Below are 19248 nucleotides of genomic sequence, written 5' to 3'. Positions count from 1 at the left end.
ATATCATGTGCTGTCAATTGACCGCAATAAAAAACGTTTTGTGGTGCGGAATACGCACGAACAAGTTCATAGGACTGAAGTCCTAATAATGTTTTTCCAAAATTATGCAACAGTAGACTGTATTGATAGAAGATAATTCTATCCAGCTACTCAATAAGCATTGTAGCAGCCTTTTAAAGCAATGATATATAGACTTTCACCAACATGAGGTACACCAGATTTTTCTTGTCTTGCCCTTGCCAATATAAATAATCGCCCCAAGCCTCATCCGTCCATGCTAACTTTCTAGTCATCCAACAAATTTCGCTCCACCACTTTCCCCTGCTTAAACTGAGCAATAGAACGCTCCAAATGGGCAGCATTGGGCTCTTCTGGGTTTGCGGTGTAAACTGTATAATATATGAACTTTATGCTAGAGCGTCGCTCATGGATTTTCATCTTGACGGATTACTCAATTTGCCAGGCATTACGATTGAAAGATGTATTAAAAATGATAGAAAAACAATTTTAAAAGTTGATTTTTTGACAGATTATGCTACTTGTCCTCACTGTCAACAGTCCACAGATGAACTTCATCAGATTCGTCCAATCTTGATTCGAGATTTACCGATTTCAGGTCAGTTAATCGAATTGGAAATTCCTCGTCGCCAATACTACTGTAACAATTGTCAAAAATATTTCACAGAGCAACTGTGTTTTGTTGATGAAGGTCGGCGTTATACTCAACGATATGAGGAGTATATTTATCACCGTGTTCAGGTGACAACGGTGGAACAGGTAAAACGAGAGGGAGAATTAAGTTGGGAGCAAGTTCAAGGAATTTTCAATCATCAGCGAAAACAAGTAAAAAAGCCTCATGGGGAGCGGTTAAACGTCTGAGTATCGATGAAATTAGTATGAGGAAAGGGCATCAAGATTTCGTGACTGTAGTCTCCGATATTGACCAAAGTCAATTGATTGAAGTTATCGATAGTCATGAACAGCAAGGTATCATGGAAATCCTTATGCAGCAACCGATTGAGGTTCGTGAACAGGTATCAGAAGTGAGTGTAGATATGTGGGGTGGTTTTCCAAAAGTGATCCAAAAAGTTTGGACGAATGCGATTGTAGTCTATGACCGATTTCATGTGATGAAATATGTGAATGAGGAATTGAATAAAATCCGAATACAAAGCAATATTAAAGGAAAAGGCAGCAGATTTATTGTCCTGAGAAATGGTGTAGATTTAAAAGAAGAGGAGCGGATCAAATTGGCTACAGTTTTAAGTCAATCTAAACGTCTTAAGCTTGCCTATGAATTGAAGGAAGAATTCAGAGATATTTTTGAAAGTCATCATAGTGTGGAAGAGGGGAAAAAATCACTGCTTGAATGGATTAAGAAAGCACAATCGATTTACATTGATACCCTAACCATGCTTCGCAATCATATCGATGGAATTTGTAACTATTTCTTGAACCGAACAACGAGTGGTGTGATGGAGGGAATCAACACTCGCCTCAAAGTGATTAAGCGTCAAGCCTATGGATTTGTTAATTTCGACAATTTTCGAGCTCGACTATTAGCTTGCTTTTCTAATTAGTCTTTCTTATCACCGCAAACCCAGAAGACCCCAGCATTGGCGGGAGATTTGAGTAAATGAACTGTTTCCAGCAAACTATTAAAGAACTCTAGCGACATCACCACGGCATCCTCCGCATCCCGTCTAGTGATGATGGTATAGTCCGTATCTTCCACTACTCTGTCTAAAACAGCCTTGAGGTTATTTCTCGCTTCGCTAAAAGAAACAATATTCATGTACTTGACATTTGTACTACTTACTGTACAACTATAGCAATCCGCAATATATTCGGCAATCCCAATCTCATATCGTGTCCGGTCAATTTACTGGTTCTATGGCTGTGTTACTGGTTTATATCAATTCCGTTAGCATCGGAATGATATAAAGAAACGGAGGACACGGCAGTGCCGTGTCCCTACAATTGATCGTGGTAGGGACACGGCACTGCCGTGTCCTCTATATCATTCCAGTGCAGCCGGAATTGATATTACTGGTTTACTGGGTGTCCCTCTTAACCCGTGTAAGCGACAAGCGAGCCTCGAGCGCGAAAATTAAATTCGAGGCTCGCTTGTCGCTGTTGAGCGTTACTTTCGCAAAGAACGAAAGTAACGAGTAAACAACCAGTAAACGAGTAATAATTGAGGACTAAAAAACTTAGATTTCTTCGTCCAAACCATCTACATCATCTACATCATCTACATCATCTACATCATCTACATCATCTACCTCAATAGGAGCGACAGAATTAGCAGAAACCAGAGCACCAGTCTCAAGTTTCTTTTTAACTAGCTCCTCAATTTCATTTTTGAAATCGATGTTTTTCTCCATGTGCTGGATCACTTTGTCTCGTCCTTGAGCTATGTTCTCTCCGTTGTAGCTATACCAAGAACCTTTTTTCAGAATTACTCCCATTTCGTCTGCCAAGTCAGTCAGACAGCCTAAAGTAGAAATTCCTTTGCCAAATATAATGTCAAATTCGGCAATGCGGAAAGGCGGAGCAACTTTATTTTTAGCAACTTTAACTTTCGTGCGATTGCCGTATTCTTCTGTACCTTTTTTCAAGCTTTGAATGCGGCGAATGTCGAGCCGGACGCTGGCGTAGAATTTGAGTGCGTTACCGCCAGTGGTTGTTTCGGGGTTGCCGTAGGTTATGCCGATTTTCTGCCGCAATTGGTTGAGGAAAATGACGGTACAGCCTGATTTGCCGATGTTGCCGGTGATTTTGCGAAGCGCTTGACTCATCAAACGCGCTTGCAAACCCATGTGGGAGTCGCCCATGTCGCCTTCGATTTCGGCGCGGGGCACTAGGGCGGCTACGGAGTCAATGACTACGATATCGACGGCGACGGATCGCACGAGTTGATCGACGATTTCCAGGGCCATTTCGCCAGTATCTGGCTGAGAAACTAGGAGATTTTCAATATCAACACCTAATGCTGAGGCGTAGGTGGGATCGAGGGCGTGCTCGGCATCGACGAAGGCTGCGATACCGCCGGATTTTTGGACTTCGGCGATCGCGTGGAGCGCTAAAGTAGTTTTACCGGAACTTTCCGGGCCGTAAATTTCAATGACTCGGCCTTTGGGTAAACCGCCACCCAAAGCGATGTCCAGTGTCAGGGCTCCGGTGGGGATGGTTTCTACCTTCATGCGAGTGGAGTCTCCCAATCGGACGATCGCTCCTTTGCCAAAGCTGCGCTCGATTTGGGACAATACGGAAGTTAAGGCTTTTTGCTTTTCTGAGTTTTCAGCAGTTTTTGTAGAAGCTTCTTTTTTTGCCATTTGCGGTACGCGGGTAGACCCCTTGCGGAGCTTGTTGATTAACTGTACAACACGTATGTTAGCAGTTATTTTTGGGGTCTGGAGGTTCTGGGAGGATTTGGTTTAAGATTCTTGATGGTGGCTTGCTTGAGACTGCTCCAGCTTCCACAAGGCTCTTGTGTAGAATGTATTCGGCATCCGGCAGAGGATAGAATTATTGTCGGTTGGGGTATGTACTGGGTATCGATCGCTCTTTAAGCTGTTGTGCATCCCAATTGTGCATGGTGATTGAGGGGGAGATGGGGAGATGGGGAGAGGGGGAGATGGGGAGATGGGGAGATTGGGAGATGGGGAGATTGGGAGATGGGGAGATTGGGAGATGGGGAGATTGGGAGATGGGGAGATGGGGAGATTGGGAGATGGGGAGATGGGGAGATGGGGAGATGGGGAGATTGGGAGATGGGGAGATGGGGGAGAAGATTTTTGATTGATCGTCGAAATATACAATTTAAATGCACAGCAGCTTACCAGAACCCAAACGGGGGTGGAGAGAAACCGGGGTTTTGCACAGCAATACAGGGGTTGCAGCAGGCAAACCAGCTAAAAAACCCGGTTTCTGAGCGTAGCGGCGCGATCGTCCCCAGAGTCGATATGCGCTGTTTCTAGGACGATCGCCACAATAAGGACAAGCATGGCATCTACAACACCTCAAGACACATCTGTTAATTCTCAAAATTCCCGGTGGCCGATCGGCTTATTGGCGATCGGCATTTTACTAGGAATCGGATTTCGGTTCTTCGAGCTCGATCGCAAACTTTACTGGCACGACGAAGTTTACACATCAATCCGCGCCGCTGGTTTCACCAGGCAAGAAATCGACGACGAACTATTCCAAAACCGAATTATTCCCGCACCAGAATTGCAGAAATATCAGCGGATTAAACCGGGAAGTACAGCAGCAGATACAATTCGTTCTTTAGCACTAGAAGACCCACAACATCCGCCTTTGTACTTTCTCATGGCTCGTTGGTGGATGCAACAATTTGGCAGTTCTCTAGCAGCATCCCGCAGTTTGCCAGCAATATTGAGTTTGCTGTCGCTGCCTTTGATGTACGCTTTAGCTCAGGAACTTTTCGCCTCAAAAAATGTGCCGTTAGTAGCAACAGCACTGTTAGCTTTATCTCCCTTTGACATCTTGTTTGCCCAGACAGCAAGGCAGTACAGTTTGCTGACAGCCGTAGTTATTGGCAGCAGTTGGCTGCTGTTGAGAGCAGTGCGGTTGCGGGGCTGGCAAAATTGGGCCTATTACTCGCTGGCGATCGCGATCGGCTTCTACACTCACCCTTTCTTCAGTTTAACACTCATCGGACACGGAGTTTTTATAATTTCTTGCTGGCTGTTTGTTAAAAAAAAGAAATTGCGAAGTCACCTTACTAATTCTCAATTTTTCTTAGCAGTAACAGCAGCTTTAATCTTGTATCTACCGTGGATTTACGTGCTGGCGACCAATCTCCAACGAGCTTCAGCAACGACAGATTGGACGCGACTATCTCCTGGTTTGCTGTATCTATCAAAATTGTGGACTCTCAGCTTTACAGCCTTATTTTTTGACTTCGACTTCGGCTTTGACAATATCTGGACTTATCTGCTAAGATTGCCATTTTTGCTATTAATTGCGGCAGCCCTTTACAAAATATGTCGCCAAACTAGCAATTCAACTAAGCTGTTTATTTTAACATCAATTTTTGTACCTTTTTTGATACTAGCTTTACCCGATCTAATTCTCGGTGGCAAACGTTCCGCCGTCAGCCGCTATCTCATTTCTTGCTTTCCGGGAGTGCAGCTAGCAGTGGCTTACTTGCTCGCGAGTCATCTGAAAACTCAGCAGCGGTTTTGGCAAGTCGTTTTAGCCGGGATATTTACAGCAAGTATAGCATCCTGTACGCTCAGTGCGGTTTCTGATACTTCGTGGAGCAAAGACTTGAGCTATTTTAATGCTGAAGTTGCGAAAAATATTAACAAAGAGGCGATAGCTAATAGGTCGATTAAAGATACAATTGTAATTAGCGATCGCGGGAATGATTTTACTAACATGGGAGATTTGCTTTCTCTGAGTTATTTGCTTGACAAAGATGTACGGCTGATGCTGCTGAGCCAGTCGCCAGATATGGAAATGCTGAAAAGATATTCGGCTCCTCTCGTATTCCGCCCTTCGGAAAAATTGATCTCGGCACTCAAGCAAAATCAACAGCGACTAGAACCTATATTGGAATATGCCAGACTTTTTCGAGTGCGGCGAGCTTCTTAGTTATCCCTAGGGTGCGTCAGCAAAAATATGTTTGATTTGCCTCAAATATTGGAACAAACGCACCTGAAGATCGTGTCAGATCGAACGACATAATAAAATTGGTTCGTAGCGAGCACTTTAGTCCGCATTCGTCAAAGGACTTGCATTCCTCACTACAAATAATTTTTATTACAGATAATTGACGGAATATAATATAAGTCACTATTGTAGATTTGTGTCCTCAATAATCCATCAGGTGCGTCAAAAAAAACTGTTTGAGTTGTCTCATGTATTTGGGATGATGCACCCTACACTATTAGCAAACATTATTTGAATCATTAGGATTAAACGCCATGAAAGAGTTAAAGAATTCATCTTCGGAATCCGCACAGCAATTTCGCAATCTTCAAACACAATTACGCGAACATTGGCGAGCGAGCGAAGAATTTGACAGCGATGATTGTGATATCATCATCATTCCGTCTCTCAGCTTAGACCAGCAAGAAATGCAGAAAATTGAGGGTGCTTACCACTATGAAGAGCGGCATTTATTTTCATTAATTCGCCTGCGAAATCCCCGCACGCGCTTAATTTACATTACCTCGCAACCGCTGCACCCAATGATTGTGGATTATTACCTGCAATTGCTCCCGGGTATTCCATTTTCTCACGCGCGCGATCGGCTTTTGCTGTTCTGTGCTTACGATGCTTCTGCTAAATCCCTGACTCAGAAAATTTTAGACCGCCCCCGGTTGATGGAGCGCATCCGTCAAGCAGTGCGGCCGACAAAATCTTATATGGTTTGTTACAACTCGACGGCTTTGGAACGCGAGTTATCTGTTAAATTGGGAATTCCTTTGTGGGGCAGCGATCCGGATCTGCATTACTGGGGAACCAAAAGCGGCAGCAGGCAGATTTTTAAAGAATGTGGCGTGGCTTATCCTGACGGTTCCGAGTTGGTTTGGAATGCGGAAGATTTAGCGGAAGCTGCGGCCGATTTGTGGGAAAGGCAGCCGCATTTGCAGCGGATAGTAATTAAATTAAATGAAGGTTTTTCGGGGGAAGGAAATGCAATTTTAAACCTCAAGCCGATCGCAAGTAAAGCGCCGCAAGAAAGAGTTAAAGCAATTGGCGATAGCTTCCATAATTTGCGCTTTCAATCCACAGGCGAAACCTGGGAAAATTTCAGCAGCCGCATTCCCGAGTTAGGGGCAATTGCCGAAGCATTTATTGAAGGAGAAGAAAAGCGATCGCCCAGCGTTCAAGGTCGAATCGTCCCCAGCGGCGAAGTAGAGATTCTCTCAACCCACGACCAGATTTTAGGAGGCCCGGACAATCAAATTTTCTTGGGTTGCGAATTTCCGGCTGATGAATCCTATCGGCTGGAGTTGCAAGAATTGGGATGGAAAGTGGGGAAAAATTTAGCTAATAAAGGTGCTTTAGAGCGATTTGGAGTCGATGTTGTTGCCGTGCGACAAGATGACGGCACATGGGATATTCAAGCAATAGAAATTAATTTGCGGAAAGGAGGAACAACTCATCCGTTTATGGCTTTGAAGTTGTTAACAAACGGTCGTTACGATCGCACTACGGGATTGTTTTACAGCCAGCAGGGCCGTCCTAAATATTATGTCGCTTCGGACAATTTGAAAAAAGAGCGGTATCGGGGATTGTTACCGAACGATTTGATGGATATTATTGCTGACAATCAACTGCATTTTGATAGCGGTACTGAGACGGGGAGCGTGTTTCATTTAATGGGTTGTTTGTCGGAGTTTGGCAAATTGGGATTGACGAGTATCGGCAATTCGCCGCAAGAAGCAGAGGAGATGTATAACAAAGTTGTGAAAGCGATCGATCGCGAAACAGCATATTAAATCTGCTGCAATGATAAGCTGTTCCGGTTAACTGTTTATTTTTGACTGTTGACGGTTTGAACAATACTGATGCAACCGAAATTGATATCACGCATTAACTCACAAACCCGGCGGTTGAAACCGCCGAGGATTTGAATAGTAGCTAATTTTTGGCGGGATAAAGCGGCGTAGGATCGATCGAGCCTGTACGGTTGAGAGGCCAAAAACGGACGATCGCCCTACCGATGATATTTTGCTTCGGTACAAAGCCCCAATAATGGCTGTCACAGCTTGCGTTGCGGTTGTCGCCGAACACCAAGTAAGAATTTTGAGATACAACTACAGGCCCGTAGGGATAATTGGGAATTTCTTCTATATACTTTTCCTGTAGCGGTTGCTTGTTGATAAAAACTTTTCCGTCTTTGACTTCCACAGTGTCCCCCGGAAGCCCGATAACTCGCTTGATGTAGGCATCTTTGATCGGTGGCGGCTGTCCCGTGCACAAACTCGCCGAATCGGGAGGCATAAATACGATAATATCTCCTCGGTGGGGGTCTTGGAATCGATAGCTCACCTTGTCTATAATTAACCGATCGTTAATTTGTAGAGTTGGGAGCATCGAGCCGGTAGGAATATAACGAGCTTCTGCAACTAGGGTGCGGATGCCAAAGGCCAAGAATGCTGCTAAGCCGATCGTCTTAATTCCTTCAATCCAAGGATTTTCGTCGGTATTTTGCGGGGGTTTGTCGTCGGCTGACTTGTCTAAACGAGTCATAAGTATTTAAGTCACTGGGCTGGATATAAATTATAGACTTAATTCGGAGTTTTTTTGAGGAAACCCGCCAAATCTGTGTTCGACTGGTAAGTTTTTATACTATGTCGTTGAGTAACGCACCCAATTCGCACCCGACAAATTAAAAATTTTCCCAAACCTAGTTAGATTTATTACTATTTTTCCAACTGTTTTAAGGATAAACTTGTTGGAGGTTTCCACACACATTACCGTTCTAAATTATAACTTATGCCGACCACATCAAATTTGTTAATCCGCCGCGCTCGCGTTCTGTTACCAGACGGCGAGTTTTTGGTAGGGGACGTACTAATTAGCGATGGCAAAATTGTTCGGGTTGCTCCTGAAATTGCCGAGTCAGCCGATCGCGAAATAGATGCGATCGGCTTAACTCTGTTACCCGGAGTAATTGACCCGCAGGTACACTTCCGCGAACCGGGTTTGGAACACAAGGAAGACTTGTTTACCGCTAGCTGCGCCTGCGCTAAAGGGGGCGTGACATCATTTTTGGAAATGCCCAATACGCGACCTCTAACTACCACCCAAGCGGCCTTAGATGATAAACTAAGTCGCGCTGCCCAGAAGTGTTTGGTAAATTACGGCTTTTTTATTGGTGCAACGCCGGAGAATTTGCCGGATTTGTTGGATGCAAATCCGACTCCGGGGATTAAGGTATTTATGGGTTCGATGCACGGACAGTTGTTGGTGGATGGAGAAGCAACTTTAGAGCAGATTTTTGCTAAGGGCGATCGGCTAATTGCAGTACACGCCGAAGATCAAGCTAGAATCAATCAGCGCCGTCAGGAATTTGCCGGCATTTCCGATATCGCCGTACACTCGCAAATTCAAGACAATCAAGCAGCCTTGTTAGCCACTCAACTAGCCGTAAAACTTTCTAAAAAATATCAGCGCCGATTGCACATCCTGCACCTTTCAACAGGCGATGAAGCCGAGTTTTTGCGCCACGAAAAACCGAGTTGGGTAACAGCGGAAGTAACGCCGCAACATTTGCTGTTAAATACCGGCGCATATCAGAAAATCGGCAGTTTAGCACAGATGAATCCGCCCTTGCGCGAACCCAAAGATAACCAAATACTTTGGCAAGCTTTACTCGACGGCGTAATTGATTTTATCGCCACAGATCATGCGCCGCACACCTTAGCAGAAAAAGCTCAAACTTATCCGAATACGCCATCGGGAATGCCCGGAGTAGAAACTTCTTTGCCTTTGATGCTGACGCAAGCAGTCGAGGGAAAATGTACGGTTGCTCAAGTTTCTAACTGGATGTCGGCGGCAGTTGCTAAGGCTTATAAGATTCCGAACAAAGGGAAAATTGCTCCGGGTTTTGACGCGGATTTGGTATTAGTAGATTTGGAAAAATACCGCCCGGTTGTCGGAGCAGAAATGGCGAGCAAGTGCGGCTGGAGTTCCTTTGAAGGTTGGAATTTGACGGGATGGCCCGTGGTGACTGTTGTGGGAGGAAAAGTTGTTTTTGAGAACGGCAAATTAGATACAAATGTGAGGGGAGAAGCCTTGACATTTGATGCCGAGTAAACCTGCATAGGAGTTGTGTAATAAACCCAGTCAGGGGTAGGCTGCGTCAGAAAAGGGAATTATCAATTATCACTGAAAATCTCATTCTGACCACCATTTATTTATTCGTTGGTGCGTCAGAATGAGATGGTGAATTTTTTGCAAAATTCTGCTAACTGACGCACCCTACTTTACTACTTCAGTGAGAATAAAAATTGTGCTAAAATAATCAGAATATATTCCCTTATTTTCAAGGCGATATTACCTATGCTCCCAGAATTAGAAACACAACTTCTTGCCTTAAATCCGACGGAAAAAGCTGAAGCAATACGGCTGTTAACCCAAAGTTTGAACAATAGCTGGCCGGGAATTACGAAAACTCCCGATGTGTGCGGTGGCGATGCTTGTATCGCCAAAACTCGCATCCCAGTTTGGCTGCTTGAAAGTTTTCGCCGTGAAGGTTCAAGCGATTCTGAACTTCTACAATTTTATCCCCATCTCAGCGCTGCCGATCTAGTGAATGTTTGGACTTATGCTGATGCACATCTGGAGGAAATCGAAGAAGCAATCTGCAAGAATGAGGAAGCCTGAGTCATGCTGAATTTGTATGCAGACGAACAATTTCCTTTGCCAGTCGTCCAATTGTTGCGCGCTTTTGGTCACAATGTCCTGACTGTTCAGGAAGCAGGAAAAGCAGGACTTGGGATTCCAGATCCAGAGGTGCTAGCATTTGCTATAAGCAAAGATAGAGCTGTTTTGACATTAAATCGGTTTGATTTTATCGGACTGCACAACCGACAGCCAGACCACTCTGGTATTATTGTTTGTACCAAAGATAGGAACGTAGAAGGGTTGGCAACACGCATCAATGAGGCTATTTCAATTGAGGAAACATTGAGAGGCAAATTGATTCGTGTCAACCGTCCGCAGTAAGTCCGTGAAGCGTAGCTATCCCGTAGGGAATCGCCTTTTCTCAAATTTCCAATTGCCAATCCAATAAATCGCCATTCCCCATCACTTCAATTTCCCGCCCGCTATCGAGATAATTCAAAGAAATTTGCAAATAATTCTCTGGTTTGTACTGCAATCTTTGGGCCCATTCGATCGCCACAATTCCCAAATCCCTTTCTAATCCGTCCCAATAACTTTCTAAGTGCAAAGCCTCTGCTTCTTCGGGTTCCAGTCGATACAAGTCTAGATGATACAGCGGAACTCGCCCTGCAAAATACTCGTTAATCAGGGTGAAAGTAGGACTTTCGACAGATTCGGAGATTCCCAAACCTTCAGCGATACCTTGCACTAAGGTGGTTTTGCCGGCTCCTAAATCTCCTTGCAATAAGATGACAGTGCCGGCGGGGAGCGATCGACCTAACGCCACACCAAACTTGCGCGTAGCCTCAAAATCAGGAAGAGAAAGTATCATATTAGTTGTTAGTTGTTAGTTGTTAGTTGTTAGTTGTTATTTGTTAGTTGTTAGTTGTTAGTTGTTAGTTGTTAGTTGTTAGTTGTTATTTGTTATTTGTTATTTGTTAGTTGTTAGTTGTTAGTTGTTAGTTGTTAGTTGTTAGTTGTTAGTTGGGGCGGTGCGCCGTGCCCGCCCTCAGTTGTTAGTTGTTAGTTGTTAGTCAACAGTCAACAGTCAACAGTCAACAGCTAACAGCTAACAGCTAACAGTCAACAGTCAACAGCTAACAGCTAACAGCTAACAGTTAACAGTTAACAGTCAACAGCTTAAATGTTCTGGGCGCGCCCGTACCAACGCAGCAACATTCCCGCCAACCTTTGAGAATTGTGGCGAATTAAACCCGTATTTTTATCTTCATCCATGACATTTGCGATGACTATTCGCCGGCCCAATTGCGTTACGGCTTCTCTATCGAGCACTACGGGATAGGAATTTTCCTGAGAATAGCGGATCAAGGCTTTTGCAGAAGGGACTTTTCCTTGAACTACTACAGCATCGAACAGGGGCCGGCCGCAAGCGCGATCGATCGCCCGAATGTGATCTGCAACACTGTATCCGTCAGTTTCTCCCGGCTGAGTCATAATATTGCACACATAAATGCGCGGAACTTCGCTGCGGGCGATCGCCTCGGCAATTTCCGGCACCAATAAATTCGGAATCACGCTCGTATAAAGACTCCCCGGCCCAATAATTATAAAATCCGCTTCCCTCAGCGCGATCGCCACCTTGGGCAAAGCGGGAGGATTAGCAGGAATGCAGCCTATTTTGACGATTTTTCCGTTAGCTTCGGTAATGCTGGACTCCCCCTGAATTATCCTGCCGTCAGCCAGTTCTGCCCACAAAGAAACGTCGCTCAGAGTAGCCGGCAGCACCTCTCCCCTAACCGCTAAAACTTTAGAACTCGCGGCGATCGCCTGTTCCAAATCTCCCGCAATATCGCTCATCGCCGTCAAAAACAAATTCCCAAAACTGTGGCCCACCAAACCGTCACCGGCCTGAAAACGATATTGAAATAACTCAGTCAATAACTTTTCCTCATCTGCCAAGGCCGCCAAACAATTGCGAATATCTCCCGGCGGCAGCACCCCAATTTCCCGCCGCAGTCGCCCGGAAGACCCGCCGTCATCCGCCACCGTGACAATAGCAGTGATTTTGGCGCTGTATTCCTTCAATCCCCTGAGCAAATTAGAAAGCCCGGTACCCCCTCCAATTGCCACAATTTTCGGGCCGCGGTGCAAGCGGCGGTGGTTGAGGAGTCGATCGACCAATTCCTCATTCCCTTCCGGCATCAGCACTTGAGTAATAGAGTTCAAACTGCGAGTTTGCCCCCACAGAATTAACAAAATCCCGCCAGCAATCACGACCGGCCCCGACACGTAATTGGGAATAACTTCTGCAATCCACGTCAAAAAATTTTTCAACAATTGCAACAAGAAAAAAATCGGAGTCATCCCAGTCCAAATCGCTAAACCCAAGGTGGCAAGCACCACACCGCTAGCACTGATCAGCAGCCACCGTTTCACCAACAGTCCGGGGGCCAACCACTTAAACCACTGGTGAACTCGCCCGTTCCGCAAAGAAGGGGGGTAAGGATTTTTGGAATGGGCAATAACCTGCTTGGCTTTAGCCAAGACGCGAAGGGCTTTAGGAAATGAACTAATTGACATGGTTAATTAGTCTTAAGGGTATTGGAACAGCTCAATCTGACAAATTTACAATACAAGAGAGTTTTGATTCTGGCAGTCTATTTAAGTCATTAAATTATTAGTCATGAGTCCTCAGTCATTAGCTAGACTGATGACTGAGGACTGACAACTTATTGATAACATCTTATGGCTGAGCCGCTAATCGAACTCAAAGGGATAAGTAAGTCCTTCGGCCAGAACCAGATCCTCGATCGAGTCGATCTGAACATTTATCGGGGAGAGGCCCTGGCAATTATTGGCCCTTCCGGGACGGGGAAATCGACGATTTTGCGGATAATTGCGGGTTTGTTGGCCCCCGATGCCGGAGAGGTTGTCGTTCAGGGACAGCGCAGGGTGGGATGGGTAGACGACGTGGCAGATCCGATCGGGATTGGGATGGTGTTTCAGCAAGCGGCTTTGTTTGATTCGCTGACGGTGGAGGAGAATGTCGGTTTTTTACTGTACCAGCATTCTAAGCTGCCGCGCCCCCGGATTCGGCAATTGGTCGAGGAGAAGTTGGATATGGTGGGTTTACCGGGAATTGGCGAACGCTATCCAGCGCAGTTGTCTGGGGGAATGCGGAAGCGGGTAAGTTTTGCCCGCGCCATCATGGCGAATCCCGATAATGACAGGGACAATCCAGAGGTTTTGCTGTACGACGAACCCACGGCGGGCTTAGATCCGATCGCCAGTACGGTAATTGAAGATTTAATCCGCGACTTGCAGAAAGCTCAAGGAGTTTGCAGCACTTATGCGATCGTCACCCACCAAGACAGTACCATCCGCCGCACAGCCGATCGCATCATATTTCTCTATCAAGGCAAAGTGCAGTGGGAGGGAACCGTCAGCGACATTGCAACCACAGATAATTTATTAATTAAACAATTTTTTAGCGGCAGCGTTACCGGGCCTATTCAAGTTATTGGATAGTCATTAGTCATTAGTCATTAGTCATTAGTCATTGGTCATTAGTCATTGGTCATTAGTCATTGGTCATTAGTCATTAGTCATTGGTCATTAGTCATTGGTCATTAGTTGTGAATTTTTAGTCATCAGTTGTGAGTCATTAATTATTAATAACGAGGGTAATATGACAAGCAAAAGTTTTCAGGAATTGCGGGTTTATAGATTATCAGAACGATTAGCAGATGAGATCTGGAAAATTGTTAACAGTTGGGATATTTTTGCCAAAGATACGATCGGCAAACAAATTGTCCGTTCAGCAGATAGCGTCGGTGCTAACATAGCAGAAGGACTAGGACGAGGCAGCTATCAAGACAATCGACGCTTTGTAAAAATAGCTAGAGCCTCTCTGAACGAAACCCAGCACTGGTTGAGACGAGCTTACACTCGAAACCTTTTAACTGTTCAACAGATAAATGAGCTTACAGCCCTCATTAATGACTTAGCCCCTCAATTAAACTCCTACCTACAATCTATTGGGCCATGCCCTAAAAATCACGACTAATAACCAATAACTAATAACCAATAACCAATAACCAATAACCAATAACCAATAACCAATAACCAATAACCAATAACCAATAACCAATAACCAATGACTAATGACTAATGACTACTGACTAATGACTACTGACTAATGACTACTGACTACTGACTAATGACCAATGACTAATGACTAATGACTACTGACTCAGGAGGCAATATGCGATCGCGAACGATGAGAGAAGGTTCTGTCGGATTCTTAATTTTAGTAGGAATCGGCTTATTTGGAGGCTTAGTCCTCTGGCTGCGGGGCGTGCAGCTAGGCAACCGCAGCTACAAATTCGCCGTAGAATTTGCCAGCGCCCAGGGAATGCAAATAGGCACGCCCGTCAGGTATCGCGGGGTTGCAGTCGGTAAAATTACCGCGCTCAAAGCCAGCTCCAACGGCGTAGACGTGACGCTGGAAATTGCCCCCGGCACTTTAGTCATTCCCCGCGATGTGCTAATCGAAGCGAATAAATCGGGTTTAATTGGCGAATCGTCGATCGACATTACCCCCAACTCAATTTTGCCAGACTCATTACTTACCGCCAATCCCATTAGTGCCGACTGTCCCCCTGCCATAATTTGCAAAAATTCCCGCTTAAAAGGCCAAGCAGGAGTCAGTCTAGACGAACTCATTCGCTCCACAGTCCGCCTAGCTAATTTATACACCGACCCCGCCCTATTCGACAGTATTAAATCTATTGCACAAAATACAGCCAGCACAGCTCAAGGTGCAGCCAAACTAACTCAAGATTTATCGAATCTAACTCAAACTGCCAAAGCAGAAATAAAAAGCTTGAATCAATCCGTCAGCGGAGACGTTGGTAATTTAAGTAAATCAGTAACCAACGAACTAGGAACTTTAAATCAATCGTTAAAAGGGGAAGCCAACAGTTTAACTAAATCATTAAAAATCGAAATAAGCAGTTTGAATCAATCCTTAAAAGGAGAAGCTAGCAGTTTAAATCAATCCATTAAGGGGGAAATATCAGGAGTCGCCGCAGATGTTTCTAAAGTAGCAGCTACAGCCGACACTTCCACAAAAGCCGTATCTGCCGCTGCGATCGATTCTGCCAATTCAGTAACTCAAGCAGCCAATCAAATTACATTAACAGCCAACCAACTCAATGCTTTAGTAGTAACCAACCGCGCCAGTTTAGTCTCGACTTTAAACAACATCAATCAAAGCAGTCAAGAATTGCGGGTAGCTGTCAGCAGTTTGAGTCCGACAATTAACCGCATCAACCAAGGACAATTGCTGAACAATTTAGAAATTCTCTCAGCCAATGCCGCCCAAGCTTCTGTTAATTTGCGAAATTTATCCAGCCAGATCGACAATCCCGCCACTTTGCTATTATTGCAGCAAACTCTAGATTCGGCACGAGCTACATTTCAAAACCTGCAGAAAATTACTTCCGACGTGGATGAATTGACAGGAAACCCGGAACTTCGCAACAACATTCGCCAATTGTTCAAAGGATTGGGAAACTTGTTGGGTTCGACAGAACAACTGCGACAGCAAGTTAAAGTCGCTCAAACATTAGCGCCAATTTCTGAGAAAGTAAATGCGAGTACAACTGCCACAAATCAATCAGTAGAGCCTGGAACTCCCAGCTTGCACAAACAGCAAAAATTGCCTGTTATACCTTCTCAAACTGCAAGGTCAGCAGAACCAGTTGCTCCAGAAAATACCCCTTAAAACATGGTATCATTGAATAACCGCAATTATTGCAAGATTTGCGAGTTCTTATGTTTCTTAAATCTGCATTCTCTGCGTTAAACAGGGGTAAGGTTCGCAATTCGCACCTTACAGTTAGTAAGGTGCCAAGTCCGCACCCAGGCATTAAAGTTATTGTCCAAATCCTATTAACAAAAAACTCTTTCACTCAAAACAAGGAAAACCAATGACGCAAACATTATCGAAACCGGCTGAAACCAAAACCCAGTATACTGTAACTTGGGAAAAATTGCCAGACGACTTTAAATTACCCGACGATCCTGTGGAAAATATCGACCAACCACTTTTAGCCGCCGCCCTGCGAGAAGCCTTGGATCTCGCAGGATTTATCCTAGCTTCAATGCTAATAGCTTCCAATTTTGGACTCTGTGCCAAAGTTAACGACAAAACAGTAGTAAAAGCACCCGATTGGGTGTACGTTCCCTCGGTATTGCCAGCAGAACCAGGAGAAGTTCGCCGCAGCTATACGCGCAATGCTGAGGGAGAAGTACCCGCAGTAGTGATGGAATTTTTATCGGATACTGACGGCAGTGAATATTCAAATAAACCGACATATCCTTACGGAAAATGGCGGTTTTATGAGCGAATTTTGCAAGTCCCGATTTATGTAATTTTTGAACCGAAATCGGGGGTATTGGAAGTGTACAGACTCTCGACATCGGGAGAATACGAACTGCAAGAACTGGATGCTAATCAGCGATTCTGGATAGAATCAATGGGTTTATTTCTGGGGGTTTGGGAAGGTGAAAAATCTCAGAGAACTGGTTATTGGTTGCGCTGGTGGGATGAGAATGGCAATTTGCTGCTGTGGGGTGTAGAACGGGTGGAACAGGAACGCCAGCGCGCCGAAGATGAACGCCAGAGGGCCGAAGAGGAACGCCAGAGGGCCGATCGACTAATGGCATACTTGAGAAGCCAAGGCATCGATCCTGATGGCATTTGAAGGTGTGGGAGGTCGATCGATTTTCGATTTTCGAGTTTCGATTGAATAATTGGGAATCAAGGAGCCAGAGCGATCGATTTTAGAGTTGAGATTTTCGATTTTCGATTGGGAATTAAGGAGCGCCATGACTGCAACAACATTAGAAGAAAAATTAGATCGGCCGTTACTATTTCCAGGCTTAACCTGGGAACAATTCAAAACCTTAGAACCGATGCTGGATATTCCAGGGGTTCGGCTGTCATTTTTAGATGGGATACTGGAGATTCAGAAAATGCCTGGAAGAAAACACGAAACAGCCAAGGGACGTATCGGTGCGTTGGTAGAAACTTACATGATGGCGGCCGGAATCGATTTCACCCCTACGGAGTCTCTGACTTTAGAAAATGAATCGCGACTGGTGAAGTGTGAAGCAGACAAGTCTTACGAATTGGGTGCTGATAGAGAACGTCCAGATTTAGCGCTCGAAGTAGTCGTCACTAGCGGCGGAATTGATAAGCTAGAGGCTTACAAACGGCTGCAAATCCCTGAAGTCTGGTTTTGGGAAAACAGCCGACTGTCTCTGTATGCTCTCAGAGAGCAAGGATACGAAGAGATTGGCAGTTCCGAATTGCTCCCAGAACTGGATATTGGTTTACTCGTCAGGTGTGTTAATATGCCGAGTCATGTTGAGGCAATTAAGGAATTCAAAAGGGCGATCGATGGGGATTTGTAGTCAAAAATAGATCATACCAGAACCCCCAATTTTTGAATAAGTCGGGACTCTAAAGCACGAGATAGTTTTACGTTTAATTAAATTAACCTACTTAGTTGCATCAAAAAAGTTTATAATAAATCTACAACTCAAAGGAAGCACGACCATGACAACAGTCGTTCCCACCCTCAAAACTTCTGAAATCGTATACCCTAGCGCTGATGGAGAACCAGTGGCAGAAACTTACGACCATGTTTATGCAATCTTAACTACTTTAGAAGTCTTAAAACAATACTTTGCAGACCGTCGAGCTACTGTTTTAGCAAACCAATTTTTATACTACGCTCAAGGTTTCCCAAAAATCCGTGTAGCACCAGACGTGATGGTGATTTTTGATGTAGAACCTGGTGGCAGAGATAATTACAAAATCTGGGAAGAAGGGCAAGTGCCGAAAGTAATTTTTGAAATTACATCACCAGGTACAAAGTCGGAAGATCAAAATAATAAAAAAGAATTGTACGAGGGGATAGAAGTTCAGGAATATTGGTTGTTTGACCCTAGAGGTGAATGGATTCGGGAACAATTGCGCGGGTATCGATTGGGGGAAGATGGGTATGAATTAATCAGAGATCATCGCAGCGAAGTATTGCAACTGCGGTTAGAAATAGAAGGCAAACTGATTGGATTTTATCGGGAAGATAATGGGGAGAAATTATTGATTCCCGATGAATTGGCTTCAGCTTTGCAAGCGGAACGGCAACGTGCTGCTGAACTGGAATCTTTGCTGGCGCGTTATCGAGATCAGTTTGGAGAATTGCCGGAGGATAACGGCTAAAGATGCAGGGGTGCGATCGCCCTTCACCGATCGAGATCGTGCGCGTGTTATTGTTTCCTAAATGTCCTTGACAAATCTCAGATTTTGTGTATTGGAATGGAATTGGTCTCAAATTTTAAATGGCGAAGGGCGATCGTTTTGCGATCGAACTTGGGCAATCTAGAGATAGGTGCTTTGCGAGTACCAGGAAAACAGCGAGGCCAAGAGTTAGCAATGGAAAGTATACAGAAAAAATCTAGCCCTCGTCCAGTTAATAAGGGCGATCGCGTTAAGCAGATTTTTGCGTTAGTGTCGATGGTGTCGTTTGGTGGTTCTGCGATTTTTGGGATTTTCAGTCTGTTCAGCAGCGGTTTGAGCAGTCAGCACCGACAAAAACCGGTGGCTGCTGCTGCTGTTTCTCAGGAGTCTCTGCTGGCGGCGCAGGAACGGGGATATGAGACGGTTTTGCGGCGGGAACCTCAGAATCTGACGGCTCTGGAGGGGTTGGCCAATGTGCGGTTGGAGATGAATAATAAGCTGGGGGCGATCGAGCCTTTGGAGAAGTTGGTGAAGCTAAATCCTGACAGAGCTGATTATAAGGTATTGTTGGGACAGGTGAAGGGGAAGTAGTAGGCGAT

At 44.9% G+C, this 19248-nt stretch carries 20 protein-coding genes; 15 read left to right on the top strand and 5 right to left on the bottom strand.

The genetic code is table 11. The annotated features are described in order from the left end of the window. Positions 1–426 precede the first annotated feature (426 nt). Positions 427–879 (top strand): transposase family protein, encoded by a 453-nt coding sequence (locus QUB13_RS11825; RefSeq protein ID WP_333380839.1) that lies wholly within the window; start codon positions 427–429, stop codon positions 877–879. Next, positions 801–1580 (top strand): ISL3 family transposase, encoded by a 780-nt coding sequence (locus QUB13_RS11820; RefSeq protein WP_333380837.1) that lies wholly within the window; start codon positions 801–803, stop codon positions 1578–1580. The genes QUB13_RS11825 and QUB13_RS11820 overlap by 79 nt, the downstream gene beginning before the upstream one ends. On the opposite strand, the gene QUB13_RS11815 is transcribed toward QUB13_RS11820, so the two are convergent. Together QUB13_RS11815 and recA are read right to left on the bottom strand one after the other, a co-directional pair. Beyond that, on the bottom strand, positions 1577–1795 hold the full coding sequence (locus QUB13_RS11815) for a type II toxin-antitoxin system Phd/YefM family antitoxin (RefSeq protein ID WP_333380835.1): 219 nt from the start codon (positions 1793–1795) through the stop codon (positions 1577–1579). The two genes, QUB13_RS11820 and QUB13_RS11815, sit on opposite strands and share 4 nt — an antisense overlap. 418 nt (positions 1796–2213) lie before the next feature. Further along, the gene (gene recA, locus QUB13_RS11810) at positions 2214–3338 is read right to left on the bottom strand and encodes a recombinase RecA (protein WP_333380833.1); all 1125 of its coding nucleotides are present in this window, start codon (positions 3336–3338) and stop codon (positions 2214–2216) included. 286 nt (positions 3339–3624) lie between these two features. Between recA and QUB13_RS11805 the strand changes: the two genes are divergently transcribed. The 3 genes from QUB13_RS11805 (at position 3625) to QUB13_RS11795 (ending at position 7481) form a co-directional block, all read left to right on the top strand. Beyond that, a complete protein-coding gene (locus QUB13_RS11805; RefSeq protein WP_333380831.1) occupies positions 3625–3804 on the top strand; it encodes a hypothetical protein in 180 nt (59 codons plus the stop codon). Positions 3805–4008: 204 nt separating this feature from the next. After that, positions 4009–5625, top strand: coding sequence for a glycosyltransferase family 39 protein (locus QUB13_RS11800; protein ID WP_333380828.1), 1617 nt, complete (start codon positions 4009–4011; stop codon positions 5623–5625). Between the two features lie 332 nt (positions 5626–5957). Then, positions 5958–7481, top strand: a complete 1524-nt coding sequence (locus tag QUB13_RS11795; RefSeq protein ID WP_333380826.1) for a peptide ligase PGM1-related protein — start codon at positions 5958–5960, stop codon at positions 7479–7481. 142 nt (positions 7482–7623) lie between these two features. Here QUB13_RS11795 and lepB read toward each other — a convergent pair whose 3' ends face one another. After that, positions 7624–8235: a signal peptidase I gene (lepB, locus tag QUB13_RS11790; RefSeq protein WP_333088983.1), complete on the bottom strand. Its 612-nt coding sequence runs from the start codon at positions 8233–8235 to the stop codon at positions 7624–7626. 246 nt (positions 8236–8481) lie between these two features. Here lepB and QUB13_RS11785 point away from each other — a divergent pair, with 246 nt between their 5' ends. From QUB13_RS11785 to QUB13_RS11775, 3 genes are all read left to right on the top strand, one after another. Next, complete coding sequence (locus QUB13_RS11785; protein ID WP_333380824.1) at positions 8482–9804, top strand: dihydroorotase; 1323 nt, start codon at positions 8482–8484, stop codon at positions 9802–9804. A gap of 246 nt (positions 9805–10050) precedes the next feature. Further along, complete coding sequence (locus QUB13_RS11780) at positions 10051–10374, top strand: DUF433 domain-containing protein (RefSeq protein WP_333380822.1); 324 nt, start codon at positions 10051–10053, stop codon at positions 10372–10374. A 3-nt stretch (positions 10375–10377) separates the two neighbouring features. Then, positions 10378–10716, top strand: coding sequence for a DUF5615 family PIN-like protein (locus QUB13_RS11775; RefSeq protein WP_333380820.1), 339 nt, complete (start codon positions 10378–10380; stop codon positions 10714–10716). A 40-nt stretch (positions 10717–10756) separates the two neighbouring features. Here QUB13_RS11775 and tsaE read toward each other — a convergent pair whose 3' ends face one another. Beyond that, positions 10757–11206 (bottom strand): tRNA (adenosine(37)-N6)-threonylcarbamoyltransferase complex ATPase subunit type 1 TsaE, encoded by a 450-nt coding sequence (tsaE, locus tag QUB13_RS11770; protein ID WP_333380818.1) that lies wholly within the window; start codon positions 11204–11206, stop codon positions 10757–10759. Positions 11207–11514: 308 nt separating this feature from the next. Then, positions 11515–12915, bottom strand: coding sequence for a gluconeogenesis factor YvcK family protein (locus tag QUB13_RS11765; protein ID WP_333088991.1), 1401 nt, complete (start codon positions 12913–12915; stop codon positions 11515–11517). A 165-nt stretch (positions 12916–13080) separates the two neighbouring features. Here QUB13_RS11765 and QUB13_RS11760 point away from each other — a divergent pair, with 165 nt between their 5' ends. From QUB13_RS11760 to QUB13_RS11730, 7 genes are all read left to right on the top strand, one after another. Next, positions 13081–13863, top strand: a complete 783-nt coding sequence (locus QUB13_RS11760; protein ID WP_333380815.1) for an ABC transporter ATP-binding protein — start codon at positions 13081–13083, stop codon at positions 13861–13863. 160 nt (positions 13864–14023) lie between these two features. After that, positions 14024–14401 (top strand): four helix bundle protein, encoded by a 378-nt coding sequence (locus QUB13_RS11755; RefSeq protein ID WP_194068304.1) that lies wholly within the window; start codon positions 14024–14026, stop codon positions 14399–14401. A gap of 174 nt (positions 14402–14575) precedes the next feature. Next, complete coding sequence (locus QUB13_RS11750; RefSeq protein ID WP_333380813.1) at positions 14576–16123, top strand: MlaD family protein; 1548 nt, start codon at positions 14576–14578, stop codon at positions 16121–16123. Between the two features lie 205 nt (positions 16124–16328). Beyond that, complete coding sequence (locus QUB13_RS11745) at positions 16329–17105, top strand: Uma2 family endonuclease (protein ID WP_333380811.1); 777 nt, start codon at positions 16329–16331, stop codon at positions 17103–17105. 124 nt (positions 17106–17229) lie between these two features. Beyond that, the gene (locus QUB13_RS11740) at positions 17230–17817 is read left to right on the top strand and encodes a Uma2 family endonuclease (RefSeq protein ID WP_333114749.1); all 588 of its coding nucleotides are present in this window, start codon (positions 17230–17232) and stop codon (positions 17815–17817) included. A gap of 145 nt (positions 17818–17962) precedes the next feature. Continuing rightward, positions 17963–18631: a Uma2 family endonuclease gene (locus tag QUB13_RS11735; protein ID WP_333114747.1), complete on the top strand. Its 669-nt coding sequence runs from the start codon at positions 17963–17965 to the stop codon at positions 18629–18631. Between the two features lie 96 nt (positions 18632–18727). Then, positions 18728–19240, top strand: a complete 513-nt coding sequence (locus QUB13_RS11730) for a tetratricopeptide repeat protein (RefSeq protein ID WP_333380808.1) — start codon at positions 18728–18730, stop codon at positions 19238–19240. Positions 19241–19248: the final 8 nt, after the last annotated feature.

Origin of the sequence: Microcoleus sp. B4-D4, assembly GCF_036705185.1 — a bacterium.
In the GTDB taxonomy this organism is placed as follows: Bacteria; Cyanobacteriota; Cyanobacteriia; order Cyanobacteriales; family Microcoleaceae; genus Microcoleus.
This window is presented reverse-complemented; position numbering and strand designations above follow the sequence as displayed.